The organism is Streptomyces sp. NBC_00576 (assembly GCF_036345175.1).
GTDB lineage: Bacteria > Actinomycetota > Actinomycetes > Streptomycetales > Streptomycetaceae > Streptomyces.
In genome coordinates this window covers 9,272,583-9,287,198 of record NZ_CP107780.1, presented here as the reverse complement: position 1 = coordinate 9,287,198, position 14,616 = coordinate 9,272,583, and the positions used below count along the sequence as shown (strand labels likewise).

13 protein-coding genes and 1 pseudogene are annotated in these 14,616 nt (G+C 70.7%); 8 read left to right on the top strand and 6 right to left on the bottom strand.

The features are described from left to right. The first annotated feature begins 168 nt into the window (after window positions 1–168). The 4 genes from OG734_RS40565 (at window position 169) to OG734_RS40550 (ending at window position 5,292) form a co-directional block, all read left to right on the top strand. On the top strand, window positions 169–2,556 hold the full coding sequence (locus tag OG734_RS40565) for a cation-translocating P-type ATPase (RefSeq protein WP_330292386.1): 2,388 nt from the start codon (window positions 169–171) through the stop codon (window positions 2,554–2,556). Between the two features lie 24 nt (window positions 2,557–2,580). Beyond that, window positions 2,581–3,237, top strand: coding sequence for a helix-turn-helix domain-containing protein (locus tag OG734_RS40560; protein ID WP_330292385.1), 657 nt, complete (start codon window positions 2,581–2,583; stop codon window positions 3,235–3,237). Window positions 3,238–3,937: 700 nt separating this feature from the next. Then, on the top strand, window positions 3,938–4,549 hold the full coding sequence (locus tag OG734_RS40555; protein ID WP_330292384.1) for a DUF5994 family protein: 612 nt from the start codon (window positions 3,938–3,940) through the stop codon (window positions 4,547–4,549). Between the two features lie 227 nt (window positions 4,550–4,776). Continuing rightward, complete coding sequence (locus OG734_RS40550; RefSeq protein WP_330292383.1) at window positions 4,777–5,292, top strand: DUF5994 family protein; 516 nt, start codon at window positions 4,777–4,779, stop codon at window positions 5,290–5,292. 327 nt (window positions 5,293–5,619) lie between these two features. On the opposite strand, the gene ltrA is transcribed toward OG734_RS40550, so the two are convergent. Then, window positions 5,620–6,879, bottom strand: coding sequence for a group II intron reverse transcriptase/maturase (gene ltrA, locus OG734_RS40545; RefSeq protein WP_330289555.1), 1,260 nt, complete (start codon window positions 6,877–6,879; stop codon window positions 5,620–5,622). 570 nt (window positions 6,880–7,449) lie between these two features. Between ltrA and OG734_RS40540 the strand changes: the two genes are divergently transcribed. Beyond that, window positions 7,450–7,626: an ANTAR domain-containing protein gene (locus tag OG734_RS40540; RefSeq protein ID WP_330292382.1), complete on the top strand. Its 177-nt coding sequence runs from the start codon at window positions 7,450–7,452 to the stop codon at window positions 7,624–7,626. 34 nt (window positions 7,627–7,660) lie between these two features. Here OG734_RS40540 and OG734_RS40535 read toward each other — a convergent pair whose 3' ends face one another. The 4 genes and pseudogenes from OG734_RS40535 to OG734_RS40520 form a co-directional block, all read right to left on the bottom strand. Next, window positions 7,661–8,572 carry a universal stress protein gene (locus tag OG734_RS40535; protein WP_330292381.1) on the bottom strand — a complete coding sequence of 304 codons (912 nt, stop codon included), beginning with the start codon at window positions 8,570–8,572 and terminating at the stop codon, window positions 7,661–7,663. A 61-nt stretch (window positions 8,573–8,633) separates the two neighbouring features. Further along, window positions 8,634–8,900: a universal stress protein gene (locus OG734_RS40530; protein WP_330292380.1), complete on the bottom strand. Its 267-nt coding sequence runs from the start codon at window positions 8,898–8,900 to the stop codon at window positions 8,634–8,636. After that, window positions 8,890–9,034, bottom strand: a pseudogene (locus tag OG734_RS40525) (PEP/pyruvate-binding domain-containing protein); the annotation flags it as partial. The gene OG734_RS40530 and the pseudogene OG734_RS40525, both read right to left, overlap by 11 nt. 34 nt (window positions 9,035–9,068) lie before the next feature. Then, complete coding sequence (locus OG734_RS40520; RefSeq protein ID WP_330292379.1) at window positions 9,069–9,977, bottom strand: universal stress protein; 909 nt, start codon at window positions 9,975–9,977, stop codon at window positions 9,069–9,071. A gap of 298 nt (window positions 9,978–10,275) precedes the next feature. On the opposite strand from OG734_RS40520, the gene OG734_RS40515 reads away from it, so the two are divergent. The 3 genes from OG734_RS40515 to OG734_RS40505 all read left to right on the top strand — a co-directional run bounded on the left by OG734_RS40515 (window position 10,276) and on the right by OG734_RS40505 (window position 12,306). After that, on the top strand, window positions 10,276–10,752 hold the full coding sequence (locus OG734_RS40515) for a cyclic nucleotide-binding domain-containing protein (protein WP_330292378.1): 477 nt from the start codon (window positions 10,276–10,278) through the stop codon (window positions 10,750–10,752). A 42-nt stretch (window positions 10,753–10,794) separates the two neighbouring features. Next, complete coding sequence (locus OG734_RS40510; protein WP_330292377.1) at window positions 10,795–11,469, top strand: CBS domain-containing protein; 675 nt, start codon at window positions 10,795–10,797, stop codon at window positions 11,467–11,469. 135 nt (window positions 11,470–11,604) lie between these two features. Continuing rightward, window positions 11,605–12,306, top strand: coding sequence for a response regulator transcription factor (locus tag OG734_RS40505; protein ID WP_330292376.1), 702 nt, complete (start codon window positions 11,605–11,607; stop codon window positions 12,304–12,306). Between the two features lie 57 nt (window positions 12,307–12,363). On the opposite strand, the gene OG734_RS40500 is transcribed toward OG734_RS40505, so the two are convergent. After that, window positions 12,364–14,109: a sensor histidine kinase gene (locus tag OG734_RS40500; RefSeq protein WP_330292375.1), complete on the bottom strand. Its 1,746-nt coding sequence runs from the start codon at window positions 14,107–14,109 to the stop codon at window positions 12,364–12,366. Between the last annotated feature and the right edge of the window lie 507 nt (window positions 14,110–14,616).

Below are 14,616 nucleotides of genomic sequence, written 5' to 3'. Positions count from 1 at the left end.
GGCCGTACCCAATTGGCCAGGTCGCGCAGGGAACTGGCCTCCCGGGCCCGGACCACGCACAGGATGCGTGTCGCCGCCCCGGGGTCGAGTACGCCGGGGACCAGCTCGCCCAAGACCGTTCGGGGCGCGCGGCTGAGAGGACCCACTCCCGCTCAGTCCACAGGAACGGTGGCCCAGGAGGTACGCGCGGACAACGCCGTCGCCGCGCTGTCCGCCATGACCGCCCCGACAGCCCGGGTACTGCGCGGCGGCACCGAGCGCGAGGTGGCGTCCGCGGCCGTCGTACCGGGCGACGCGCTGGTGCTCGGAGAGGGTGACATCGTCCCCGCCGACGCCTCGCTGGCCGAGTCGTCCGCGCTGCTGGTCGACGAGTCGGCGCTGACCGGGGAGTCGGTGCCCGTGGACAAGGACGCGCGGGCCGACGACCCGGACGCCGCACGGCTCCAGGCGGGTACCGTCGTGGTACGGGGCCGGGCCGTCGCGACCGTCACCGCGACCGGACCACACAGTGCTCTCGGCCGCATCGCCGCCCTGCTGCACCCCCACCCCGAGCCCACCCCGCTGCAACGCCGGCTGGCCGGCCTCGGCCGGGTACTGGCCCTGGTGGCGGTGGGTTTGTGCCTGATCGTCTTCGTTCTCGGCCTGGCCCGCGGCCAGTCGCCGCAGGCCATGGCGGTCGTCGCGATCAGCCTCGCCGTGGCCGCCGTCCCCGAGTCGCTGCCCGCTGTCGTCACCCTCGGCCTGGCGCTCGGTGCCCGGCGGATGGCCGGCCGCCACGCGCTGGTACGGCGGCTGTCCGCGGTGGAGACTCTCGGCTCGGTCACCATGCTGGCCACCGACAAGACCGGCACCCTCACGGAGGGCCGGATGGTCGTGGAACGGGTCTGGACCGCTCGGGGCACGGCCACGCTCACCGGTTCCGGCTACGGGCCCGCCGGTGAGGTCCTCGTCGCGGGCGAGTCCCCCGACCCCGCCGCGCTGCGTGCCGTACAGGACCTGCTCACGGCGGCGGCCCTGTGCAACGACGCCTCGCTGCGGCCACCCGGGAACGGTAGTACGAAGGGCGCTGACGGTACTGACGCCTGGACCGCGCTCGGGGATCCCACCGAGGCCGCGCTGCTCGCCTCCGCGGTCAAGGCCGGCCGTGACCGTGACGAACTGCTGCCCGCGCACCCGCGTATCGGCGAGGTGCCGTTCGACAGTCTCCGCAAGCGCATGACCACCCTGCACCGCGCCCCTTCCGGCCAGGTGGAGGTCTGTCTCAAGGGCGCGCCGGAGGCGGTGCTCGACGGCGGCATCCTGGACGAGAGCCCCGACCTGCTGGAGCGCGTCCGCAAGGAGGCCGCCGCACTCGCTGCCGAGGGCTTCCGCGTCCTGGCCGTGGCATCGGCCCTGCGCGCGGACCTCCCGGCCCGGTACGAGGACGCCGAGACCGGGCTGCGGCTGATGGGCCTGGTGGCCATCAGCGACCCACCCAAGGAGGCGGCCGAGGCGACCGTCACGGCCTGCCGGCTGGCCGGCATCACCCCGGTGCTGATCACCGGCGATCATCCGGCCACCGCCCGTGCCATCGCGACCAGGGTCGGCATCCTCGGCCCCGGCAGCGGCGTCTCCGGCGACACCGCCTCCGACGAGGTGGTCACCGGCCGACAACTGGCCGCCGGGGAGGTCCCGGACCTCACCCGGGTCCGGGTGTTCGCCCGCACCACTCCCCAGCAGAAGCTGGACATCGTCCAGGCCTGGCGCGCCGGTGGCGCCGTCACCGCCATGACCGGCGACGGCGTCAACGACGGCCCGGCGCTGCGGCAGGCCGACATCGGCGTGGCCATGGGCCGCCGGGGAACCGAAGTCGCCCGGCAGGCCGCCGACCTGGTGCTCGCCGACGACGAACTGTCCACCGTGGTCACGGCGGTGGAGGAGGGCCGCAGGGTCTACGACAACATCCGCCGCTTCCTGCTCTACGCCCTGGCCGGCGGCGTCGCGGAGATCCTCGTCATGCTGCTCGGCCCGCTGTTCGGCTTGGCCCTGCCCCTGCGGGCCGGTCAGATCCTGTGGATGCTGACGGGCGTCGCCATGGGCGCCGAGCCGGTCTCCCGGCACGCCATGCGCCGCCCGCCGCGCCCGCCCGGGCAGCATGTGCTCGGCGGCGGGCTGTGGCAGCGGATACTCCGCCTCGGCACTGTGGTCACCGCCGCGAGCCTCGCCGCGGGGCTCTGGGTCCGCCACACCGGACAACCCTGGCAGACCACGCTGTTCCTCGCGTTGCTGGCCGCCCAGCTTGGCGTTGTACTGGGGCTGCGGGAGCAGTTGCTCACCCGTGAGAACCCCTTCCTGCCCTGGGCGGTGCTGGCCGCGGTGGGGCTGGGAGCCGCCGCGCTGTACGTGCCGTTCCTGCGGGCCGTCCTGGAGACCTCGCCGCCGTCCTGGCCCGGTCTGGCAGCGGCTCTCGCCGCGGGGCTGACCGGATTCGGCACCGCCCGCGCGGAGAGCCGGTCCACCCGGGCCGTCGGGCGCCTGGACCGTGACCGGCGTCCCCGTCTCATGACCGACGAGTGACAAGGCGAAAGGAAGTGATCGGCCATGCCGGAACCGACGAGGAACGCCGGAGACATCGGACGGCGGGTGGCAGCTCGGCGCGAGGAACTGGGGCTCACCAGGGAGCAGGTGGCCGAGCGGGCGGGCACGGCTCCGGATTACCTGCGGTACCTGGAGGAGAGGCCGACCGCGTCCCCGGGCACGGGCTTCTTGATCAGGCTGGCCGGCGTGCTGGAGACCACCGTGGCCCAACTGCGCGGCAGTGACGTCGACTTGCCACCCGGCATCGGGCAGGCCGCGTACCACCCCAAGCTGACGGAACTGGATCCCGGGGAGTGCTGGGCCCGGCTGTCCACACACGGCGTCGGACGCGTCTCGGTGTCCACGCCCGACGGCCCGGCCATCGTGCCGGTCAACTACACGGTCGTGGACGGCGCGGTCGCCTTCAGTACGGCGCGCGGCGCCACACCGGCCCTGGCCGCCGGAGCCGAGGCCGCCTTCGAGGTGGACCACATCGACGAGGCGCTGAGCGAGGGCTGGAGCGTCCTCGTCGTCGGCCGTGCCGAATGGGTCACCGACCCCGCCGCCACCCGGCACCTCGTCGGCGCGGCCCGCTCCGCGCCGTGGGCGGGTGGTGACCGCGAACTGTGGGTGCGCATCACCCCGGAGCGGGTCACCGGACGCCGGATACAGGTCCTTTGAGGATTTTAGCGGTTCTTGCCGATCAATTCCCCCGCGCAGAGGCTCCACCCGCAAACGCTCACGCCTCCTGCCCGACGCGGCACAGTCACCACGTACGGGCAGTCGCGCGCATCCTTACCAGGGCGTCATCCGTTCCACCGCAGCGATCACGTTCACACGGACCTCTGCGGCGAGCTCGACCATGACGCCGCGCTCCGCGCCCCGCGCCCGCGTGTCCGCCGGGGACCCGGTCCGGGCAAACCGCCGGCAGGCGCAGGGCCTGAGCGGGACCGTCTCACCGCCGACATCCGGCGGCCGGGCTTCGCCATGGTGATCGCTGAGACGGACGGCCTCGTGGGATGCGCTTCCGGCTTCCCGCTGCGCGGCGACGGCACGGTCCAAGGGAGGTGTCCGAGTCGTGGCGTACTTCCTCTTCTTCGCCCTTGTCGCTGTCGTCCTGGGAATCATCGGCGCGACAGCCGGGGGGGCCTGGGCTAACTGCTGGTCATCGGCATCGAGGTCCTCGTGGCCGATGTTTCCGTAGGCGCCGCGGTGTTGTCCCGGCGCGCTCGACGGCGTCCTCTCCGCCGAGGCCGGGCCCTGGCCGGGAGTACTCTGGAATTACCGAGAACACTTCGTACGTGGGCTTTCCCGCTCATGTCGCTCTCGGTGAGCCACAACGCCGGGCCGGTGCAGGTCGGCCCGGGGCAGGGGCGGCGTCATGACCGCAACCATGTTCCACAAGCCTGCGGTCGAAGACCGGATCCCCTCTTCCGCTTCGCCGCTTCTGCGGCTCCGACTGGCGCCGACCGGCAGTGCCCCTGCGTTGATCGACGGCGCGTGGTGGCCACGCTCCCGCGATCTGGCGGCTGAACTCCCGGCGCTCGTCGCGGTTCTGGACCCGCTGTGGGGGCGGATCACGCATGTCACCGTGAACCCCACGTTCTGGCCGGTCGTCCCCCGCTGGGTACCCGTCCACGGGCATGTGGTGAAGGTCGGCTGGTTCAGGGCCGAGCAGGACCCGCACAAGCTGCTTCTGCTCTCCTACACCGTCGGCCGCTGGGACCTCCTGGTGATCCCGCCCGGGACCAGTGCCGTCACGGCCGCCCGGCTGATGACCACAGCCACGGATCCCTCGTGGAGTCTCACAGCGAGCGGCCTGATCCAGGAGGCGGAGTTCTTCCGGACCGCGGCCGAGGCCGACTGGGACTCGGTCCGGGAGCGGGTCTGGGATTCCGAAGGCGGGCAGGACGCCCGTCCTACGGCCTCTCGCAGCCCCGCGACGGTCGGCCTCGGCCACGTGCCGATTCCGGCGGAAGGAACAGGAAGGTGACAGGCATGGAGACCTTCGCGACCGTCATCGTGCTTCTGGCGATGATCGCTCTGGGCGCACTCGCGATTCAGCTGTTCACCGCGACCCACAGCGATCGCATCGCGACTCTGCCCACGCAGAGGGCTCGCGGTCGTGTCCAAACGAGCGGCACCAGCGACCACCGTGACGGGGGACGCAGAAGGCTCCGGCCACGGCGCCGGACCCGTACGGGAGAGAAGTGAGTCGCCATGCTCCCCGCCACGCACCCCGTCAGGCTTCTGGCAGACACCAGCAGTGAGCCGGTGCTCCCCGGCACCGCGGTCCTGCGGATGGAGACGACGTCCCAGCGCACGGGGACGTTCGACGGCGCGTGGTGGCCGAGGACGCGCGACCCTGAGAGCCAGCTCTCGGGACTGCTCATCGCGTTGACTGCGAGGCTGGGCCCCATCGCCCGCGTCGGCCTCGACGCGAGCGCGTGGGACAGCGCACCGGGCCATCTGGTCGTCGAGGGGCATCCAGTCCGCATCGACTGGTCCGCCGTCGGGGACAGCACGATGATCGTCACCCGGGGCGACCAGGACCATTTCCTGTTCCTGGTGATCCCTCCGGAGACGGCCCCCTCGTCGGCACGCGCCGCGATGGCCATGGCGGTACAGGACGACAACGCTGTCTCGGGCGAGCGGATTCTGGCCGCCACCGGCGTCACCCGGGCTGACCGGACCGACGTACCGCGGAGTTCACCCGGCCGGGCCGGGCCGACGTAGCAGAGCCTCGACAGCCGTGGTTCCGACGGCCGCGCCGGCATCGGGCAGGACCCGGAGGAGCCGGATCGGCCCGCTGTCGCTGAGCGCCTGCTGCACCAGCGCACCAGCGCACCAGCGCACCAGCGCACCAGCGCACCAGCGCACCAGCGCACCAGCGCACCAGCGCACCAGTGAGCGCAGCACGCTCCTCAACGAGCCGTTGCAGACAGCCCTCAGCAGCCGCGTCCTGATCGAACAGATCGAGTAGCCGAGGGGGATCTCACCCCTCGGCTCTCACAGAACCGTGCGTAAAAGTCTCCCGTTACACGGCTCTTGTCGTCCTGATCTTCAGATCGTGCAGGCGTCGGTGGAGAGGCTCCAGTGAGCGAACATCCGTGGGTACCGCTTGGCGATCTCCACGAGCTTCGCGTGGGCCCTCTTCGTGCCGTCGAGCCGTTTGTACTTCCGGCGGATCCAACGCACCAGGTAGGCGTTGATGCGCATCAAGAAGGGCAACAACTCCCACGGCCGGAACCGGCCGTAGTAGTTGATCCAGCCCCGAACCGCAGGGTTGATCCTGCGGGCGAGGTCTGCGAAGGAGATTTCGGTGCGGTAGTGCAGTTGCCAGGAACGCACCTCGCGACCAATCCGGGTCAGGGCCTGTCTGCTGATGGCCGGCTCGAACGACAAGAACTGCTTGCCGTGCCGATTCCGGCTCTTCCTGGGGCGAAACGTGTACCCGAGGAACGTAAACGACGTGTGCTCGTAGGAGCCACGCCGGTCCGAGTCCTTGCAGTAGACGATCCGGGTCTTGTCCGGGTGCAGCTGCAACCCGACTTCGACCAGCCTGTTCCTGAGCGCGGCCAGCACATGACGGGCCTGGCGCTCGGTGACGCAGTGCAGCACCGCGTCGTCCGCATAGCGTTCGAACCAGACGCTCGGGAACTTCCTGGACATCCAGGTATCGAACGCGTAGTGCAGGAACAGGTTCGCCAGGACGGGAGACACCGGGGCCCCTTGCGGGGTCCCGCGTTCCCGTTCCAGCCGCGAGCCGTCGGGCATGACGAGCGGGGCAGCGAGCCACCGCCGCACGTACAAGTTCACCCAAACGGCGTCGGTGTGAGTCTCCACCGCCTTGACCAGCAGGTCCCAGGGCACGCTGTCGAAGAACTTGGTGATGTCGAACTCCACCACCCAGTCCCGCTTCCAGCAGCGCTTCCGGCACCTTTCCACTGCGTCCAAGGCGGACCGTCCAGGCCGGTATCCATAGCTGTCCGGGTGGAATACAGGGTCCACCCTTCGCATCAGATGCCGGGCCACGACGGTCTGCGCCACACGATCGGCGACAGCAGGAATGCCGAGCAATCTCATGCCGCCTCCGTTTGGCTTCGGGATCTCCACCGCGCGCACCGGCGGCGGGAAGTACGAGCCCGATGACATACGGTTCCAGACCTTGTAGAGGTTGCCCTTCAGGTCTTTCTCGAAGTCGTCGATGCTCTGCCCGTCCACGCCGGGTGCGCCCTTATTGGCCTTGACTTCCTCCCACGCCTCCTTGACTTCCCACTTCGAGATATCAAACGACTTGATCTGAGACTTCAACTGGCCCATCGCACTCCTCCCGGGCTGCTGCCCGGTTGATGTGATCAACTCAGTCACGAACGACCCGGCCCCTTCGCTCCACCCCCGTTACAGGGGCTTCGTCACTACTACGGGCCGGTCTGCCAGCAGGGTCCGCATCGGTACTCGACCCCTTGCGGTGTCCACCGCTTGGGGCACTCCCTCTCCCCCGACGGTGCGTCAGGGCGTATCGGACCTGCCTTCTCCTGTTCCATGCGAGAGCCGCAGACCGGACTCACGTCGCCTCCATGCCGGACACCACCTGGCCAATAGACGGGCACCCGCCAGGCTCATCCCGGAGTTCTTGACACACCCCGGTTTCGATGTCGTCTGCTTTCCTTACGACACGTCAGCAGCGATTCACTTGCGTTCGTCTTTCCGGTCCCTACCTGACGCCTCTAACGACGCCTTTTCCTCATCGCTCACCACGACAGTCTTCAGCTAACGCAGCATGAGGCGGTTTGAAGCCTCCCCCCGCAGGGCGGCTCCGAAGGGCCACAAAACCTTCATCTCTCGCACAGCATCACTTCTGGAAACTGCTCCTACAAACAACTTCCTTCCATGTTCAGGACACACGCCAAGGGGAAACTCGCCGAACGCCGCCACACGGACATGGAACAGGCCTTCACCACCCTGAGGGCCTGCGCCCGCTCCGACAACCGCCGGCTCTCGGACGTCGCCCGCGCCTTCATCGACGAATCCGAATTCCTCCCCGGTCTCAGCTCCCGAAGTTCCTGAGCAGCCCTCTTCAAGAAGGGTTCGTCATGTCAGGTCAGTCGTGCGGGACGACCGCGACCGGGGCCGCGGCGTGGTGCATCACCGCGTGGGCGACCGGGCCGAGGTGCGTGCCGAACGCCGAATCGCGGTTGCGGCGGCCGATGACCAGCAGGCCGGCGCCGGAAGCAGCCTCCACGAGGTGGTGGGCGGCCCCGCCGATCACGGACTTCTCCGTCACCTCGACTCCGGGGAACTTCTCCCGCCACGGGCGCAGCGCGTCGGTCAGCCCGCCCGCCTCCTGTACGGCCAGTTCGCCGCCCAGGCCCTGAGTGACGGCGCCGGAGGTGTAGCCGAAGCCGGTGTCCAGGCCGTAGTAGGCCGGCGGGGTCCAGCCCTGAACGACACGCAGGGCCGACGCGCGACGGGCGGCGGCATCGAAGGCGAACTCGATCAGCGCGTCGGCGGGCCGCCGCAGGTCCAGGCCGAGCACGACCTCGCCGTACGGCGGCTCCGCAGGGCGACGGCCGGAGGCGTCCGGCTCCTCGGCCCGCACCAGGACCACCGGGTTGGTGGCGTGGGCCACCACCGAGAGCGCCACCGAGCCGACCAGGAAACCGCCGATGCCGCTCAGCCCCCGCGACCCGATGACCAGCAGTTCGGCGTCGGCGTCGGCCGCCAGCAGCACCGGGACCGGCTGCCCGTCGACCTGGTCGGCGCTGACCCGCAGGCCGGGGTAGCGGCGGCGCAGATCCTCCTCGGCCTCGCGCGGCATGCGCTCCGCCCAGTGGCGCTGCAGGTCCGGCCCGGCCGGCGGCGCGTAGGCGGTGGGGTAGGCGTACGACTCCATTTCCCAGGCGTGGACGAGGCGGCAGGGCAGATCACGGAGCAGGGACTCACGGGCCGCCCAGTCCACCGCGGCCAGGCTTTCACGCGAGCCGTCCAGGCCTGCGGTGATGATGCGGGACATGCTGCCAACTTCCTTGTGGAATAGGTGCCTCGGGCGGTCAGTGGGTTTCGCGTAGTCGCCTCTACACGGTCCCGGTGGGGACGACCACGACCGGGCAACGGGAGTGGTTGAGCAAGGTGTGGGTGACCAGGCCCAGTTGCCGGCCTAGCCGCTGGGGTCCGCGGCGGGCGCTGACGACCACGACCGCGGCGTCACAGGTCGCCTCCAGCAGCGCGGGCGCCGGGCCGGTCCGGACCGTGCGGGTCCCTCCCTCGGCATGGGGATACGCCGCGGAGTCCGGGTCGCCGCCGTGTTCTCCGCAGACGCCGGTCTTCAGGCCGGGCTCCATGGGTGGTGACGGTGAAACCAGGGGGTACGGGCAGTCCCCAGCCGGGTCAGCTCCGCGAGGTTCGCCCCCTTGCCGCCGAGCACGTCCGCCATGTCACGGCCGCCCTCGGCGAACGCGTACACGTACACGTACACGTACCGGGTCGTCTCTCTCACCCTCCGGGCTTGTTCAGTCGTGCGGGACGACGGCGACGGGGCAGGGTGCGTGATGCAGCGCCGCGTGTGCGACGGGGCCGATGTGGGTACCGAGACGAGATTCGCGGATCCGGCGTCCCACCACGACGAGGGCCGCGCCGGCCGAGGCGCTGATCAGCTCGTCGGCCGCACGTCCTTCGGTGACGCTCTCGGTGACGGCGACCTCGGGGAACTTCTCGCACCAGGGGCGCAGCGCGGCGACCACGGCGTGCTCGTGCTCCGCCTGTAGCGCCGGGCCGCTCACCGGGACGATCCTGTCCGCCACGGCGAAGTCCGGCGGACGGCTGAAGGCGTGGATCACGCGCAGCGAGGAGCCCCGGCGCCCAGCGGCGTCGAAGGCGAACTCGATCAGCTCGTCGCAGGGCCGGCCGGTGTCGAGACCGAGGACGACATCGCGGTACGGGATCCCGGGTATCTCGTCCGGGGAGATGCCGTCCGGTGCCGAGAAGTGCTCATCGGCGGTGCTCCCGCCCGCCCTCACCAACACCACGGGACAGGGGGCCCTGGCGACGACCCGCTGCGACACCGACCCCATCAGGAACCCCGCGACGCCGCCGAATCCACGGGAGCCGAGGACCAGCAGCTCGGCCTGCTCGGCCGCCTTGAGAAGGGCGGAGACCGGCGAGTCCGCCAGCGCCTGGCCGATGACCTGCAGACCTGGGTGCGCGGCGCGCATGCTGTCCGCCGCCCGTTCCGGCAGGTCCTCGGCCCGGGCCCGTTCGGACATGTCCGCGGGCACGGACGCAGCCGGACGCGGATGCCACTCCCAGGCATGCACCAGGCACAGCGCGGCGCCCCGGCGCGTGGCTTCCCGGGCCGCCCAGTGCGCGGCGGCCAGGCTTTCGGGAGAACCGTCGATCCCCGCGGTGACATGTCGAAGCATGATCCGTACCTCCAGTGTTGCTGCCCGTGGGTTTCTCTTCTTCCATTGAGCCTGGTACCGGGACGAGCAGCGGCGCAGAGGCCGGGCAGGCCCTTGTGATGGGCCCTTCGGCCCTGATGCTGTCCCGCCGGGCACGGTCCGGCGGCCTCCCGCACCTCGCGGCACGAGCACGGGCCGTGCCGATCGCCCTGGCCGATGCCATGCGGCCCGGCCTGGGGGCCGGGTGGCCCATGGCGGAGGACAGGAGATGGGAAGAGATTGGAGTCGGCAGGGTCGCGCGCCAGGAAGAGGCAGGACCATGAACGCTTCCCCTACATCCACATCTACGTCCACCATGCTGCGGGCGTTGCCCGCCGATCACCGCGAACGGCTGATGCGCCTCGCCCGCGAGGTGTCGTTCCCGCAGGGCACCCACCTCTTCAAGGAGGGCGGGCGCGCCGACCGGTTCTGGATCATCCGTACCGGCACGATCGCCCTCGACATGCACGTGCCCGGCCGCCGAGCAGCCGTCATCGAGACACTCGGACACAACGAACTCGTCGGCTGGTCCTGGCTGTTCGGACCGCACGCCTGGTGCCTGGGCGCCGAGACGACGAGCCCGGTGCGCGCATACGAGTTCGACGCCGAGGCGGTACGGGCCATGTGCCGGGCCGATCCCGTGCTGGGAATGGCAGTGACCCAGTGGGTGGGCGACGTCGTCGCCCGTCGGCTGCGGTCGGCGAGGACCCGCTTGCTGGACGTGTACGCGCCCTACGGCAGCGGCAGCTCTCACTGACCCGGCCACGATGGAATCGTCGGAACCGATCAAGGAGTCACCGTGCACGGCACCCCGCACATCGTGAGCGACGTGATGACCCACACCGTGGCCTCCATCGGCCGCAGGGCCGACTTCAAGGAGATCGTGCAGCTGATGGAGCAGTGGAACGTCAGTGCCCTTCCCGTTCTGGAGGGCGAAGGCGAGGGCGAGGGCCGGGTGGTCGGCGTCGTCTCCGAGGCCGACCTGCTGTACAAGGAGGAGTTCCGCGACGCCGACCCCGACCGTGACACACAGTTGCGGCGTTTCTCCGATCTCGCCAAGGCCGGCGCCGTGACCGCCGAGGAGCTGATGACGTCGCCGGCCCTGACCGTCCACGCGAACGTGACCCTCGCGCAGGCCGCCCGCATCATGGCGCACGCCAAGGTCAAGAGGCTCCCCGTCGTCGACGACTCAGGCAGGCTGGAAGGCGTTGTCAGCCGCGGTGATCTCCTGAAGGTGTTCCTGCGGGACGACGAGGAGGTCGCCGAGGAGGTCCGCAGGGAAGTCGTGCCGTACCTGTTCCCCGCGTCGTACTCGTCTGTGCGTGTGCAGGTGAAGGAGGGGGTCGTCACACTCGCCGGGCGCGTCAGGGACACCTCTCTGGTGCCCGTGGCCGCACGCCTGGTGCGGGCCGTCGAGGGTGTGGTGGACGTGAAGTGCGAGCTCACGGGCCCGGCTCGCCGCCCGGAGCAATGACCGCCGGCCGAACCGGGGTCCATCGCCGGGTTGGGCCGGTCGGCCCTGGTGCATCCGCTTCACAAGGGTGACGATCGTCATCACAGTCGGCATGTGGTCCGTGGTCTGTGGTCCACCAGCGAACGAGGGGTCGTCATGGCCGAGGCGCGTACCTTCACCCAGCAGAACCCGATCCGGGTCTTTCTGCTGGATGACCACGAGGTCGTACGACGCGGTCTCACCGACCTGCTGGACTCCGAGCCGGACATCTCGGTGGTCGGCGACGCGGACAGCGCCGAGCACGCGCTGGCGCGCGGGACGGCGCTGCGCCCGGACGTGGCCGTCCTCGACGTACGCCTGCCGGACGGTGACGGGATCAGTGTCTGCCGCGAGCTGCGCAGCCGGATGCCGGAGCTGGCCTGTCTGATGCTGACGTCGTTCGACGACGAGGAGGCCCTGCTCGACGCGATCATGGCAGGGGCGGCGGGCTATGTGCTCAAGCAGATCAAGGGCTCCGACCTGGTCTCGGCGGTCCGCACGGTCGCCTCCGGCCAGTCCATGCTGGACCCCACGACGACCGCCCGCCTGATGCGCTCCCTGCGCGCGGACCCCACCGAGGGACCGGCACTCGCGCCCGAGCTCGCCGGCCTGTCACCCCGCGAGCGGGACATCCTCACGCTCATCGGGGACGGGCTCACCAACCGTGAGATCGGCAAGAAGCTCTACCTGTCCGAGAAGACGGTGAAGAACCACATCTCCCGGCTGCTGGCCAAACTCGGCGTCCAGCGCCGCGTCCAGGCGGCGGTCCTGGCCAGCCATCTCGAACGGCCCGACTCCACCGGCCACCCGACGCGATGAGCCCGCTCCACCCCACCTCGCCGTCCGGGCCTTCCGCCGGGCCGCGCCCTTCGACGGTCAGCCTCCGGCCGCGTCGCCGTCCGCACGCACGGGAACCCGCCACACCAGCCGCGTGCCACCGCCGTCCTGCCGTTGGCCGAGCGTCAGCGTCCCGCCGAGGACGACAGCCCGCTCCTCGATGTTCTTCAGCCCGCTGCGCCCGACGTCACCCGGCACTCCGCAGCCGTCGTCCGTCACCGTGAGCGTCAACTCGCCCCTGGCGCACTGAAGCCGGACGTCCACCGCCTGTGCTCCGGAGTGCCGGGCGGCGTTGCTGAGGGCCTCGCCGAGCACCGCGACCGCATGGTCGGCGATGTCGCCGGGGACATCGGTCTCGACGAGCCCCTCGATGCGCAGCGCGGGCAGGAATCCGAGTGACGTGGCCGAGGCCCTCACCACCTCGGACACCCGGCCGCGCAAGCCGTCGCTCTCCCGCCCGCCCCCGCCGTGGGTGCGCAGTCCGAAGATCGTGGACCGAATGATCTTGATGGTGTCGTCGAGGTCGTCGACCGTCCGCGACAGCCGCTCCATGCCCTCGGGGTGCTCCATGAAGCGCTGGGTGCTCTGCAGGGTCATGCCGGCCGCGAAGAGCCGCTGGATGGCGAGGTCATGGAGGTCGCGGGCGATGCGGTCCCGGTCTTGGAGCAGGGTGATCTGTTCCGCGTCCCGCCGCCGTTCGGCCAGCTCCAGGGCCAGCGCCGCCTGGTCGGCGAACCCGAGCAGCGGCCCGGTGTCCACGTCGCCGAACGGCGTACCGCCCGGCACGCGCCCCAGCAGCAGCACACCCCGCGCCTTCCCGCCGGCGCCGAGCGGCACCGCGACCACGGGTCCGAGCCCGGCCCACTGGGCTTCGCCCTCGCCCGTGCGCGCATCGTGCTCGATGTCGACGCTGACCACCGGCTGGGCCGCGCCGAGTGCCGCTCCGACGAAACCGTCCCGCGCGGACAGCACCAGACCGTTGCGTTCCTCCCGGCCCAGGCCCACCGCCAGGGCCGGCCGCAGTGTCTCCTCGCCCGGTACGTGTTCCGCGATCAGCCCCATATCGGCGGAGACGATCTTCCGGGCCTCGTCGACGATCAGTTCCAGGACGTCCGGGCTCGGCGCACCGGTCAGGAGCATGCTGGTGACCTCGCCGCTGGCCCGCTGCCAGCGTTCGCGCAGCCTGGTCTCCTCGTACAGCCGGGCGTTCTCGATGGCCACTCCGGCGGCCACCGCCAGCGTCGACAGGACGGACTCGTCCTCCACGTCGAACTCCCTGGCGCTGCGCTTCTCGGTGAGGTAGAGGTTTCCGAACACCTCGTCGCGCACCCGGATCGGCACGCCGAGGAAGGAGTGCATCGGCGGATGGTTGGCCGGGAAGCCGTACGACGCCGGATGCTCCGACAGCTCCGGCAGCCGCAGTGGCACCGGGTGCCGGATCAGTTCTCCGAGGAGCCCGTGCCCGCTGGGCAGTGCCCCGATCTCCGAGTGCCCCTCTTCGCCGATGCCGACGGTCAGGAACTCGGACAGCTTCTGGTCACCGCCGATCACGCCCAGCGCCCCGTACTCGGCGTCCACCAGCACCACCGCGGCCTCGACGATGCTGCGCAGCACCTGCGGCAGGTCGAGTTCCCGGCCGACCGAGAGGACGGCCTCCAGCAGGCTGTGCAGGCGGTCCCGGGTCCCGCGCACCGCGTCGATGCGCACCTGCAGCTCGCCCAGCAGTTCGTCGAGCCGCAGTTTGGGCACATGCTCCTCAAAACCGCCGCGATCGTCCCCGCTCATGACTTCCTCCGACCGACACAGCAGACAAGGCGGCTCGAACCAGTTCCCCTGTCTTCACCGTACTGTCCGGGGGTCTCGGCCTCGCCGTCAATCGGGCCGAAGACAGGTTGGCATCCCGGCGGCGCGGACCGCTCCTTCAAGCACAACACCGGCTCCAGAACGGCCCCGTCGCTGCCTGCTCCCACTCCCCGCTCCCACACGCCCGTCCGACGGCGTCGGGCCACGGTCCGCACCCCCATCCACGCGCCCACCACGCAGACCGCGACCGCCGTGGCTGCCTCCTGCCGGACGACCGTGGCGCTGCCCTCGGCCGCACCGGCCACCACCCTGACCACGCTGATCCGTCCCCGCCCGCAGGGGCCGGTCCCGCGCACGGTCACGGGGTGTCCCGACGGGAGCCAGCCTCTCGATGAAGCGACTGCGGGCGCGTCCTCCATGCGGACGGCCCGGCCCGCAGGGCGTCGTACTCGGCGGAGCCGACGAACACAGCGCCCAGGAAGCCCGCAT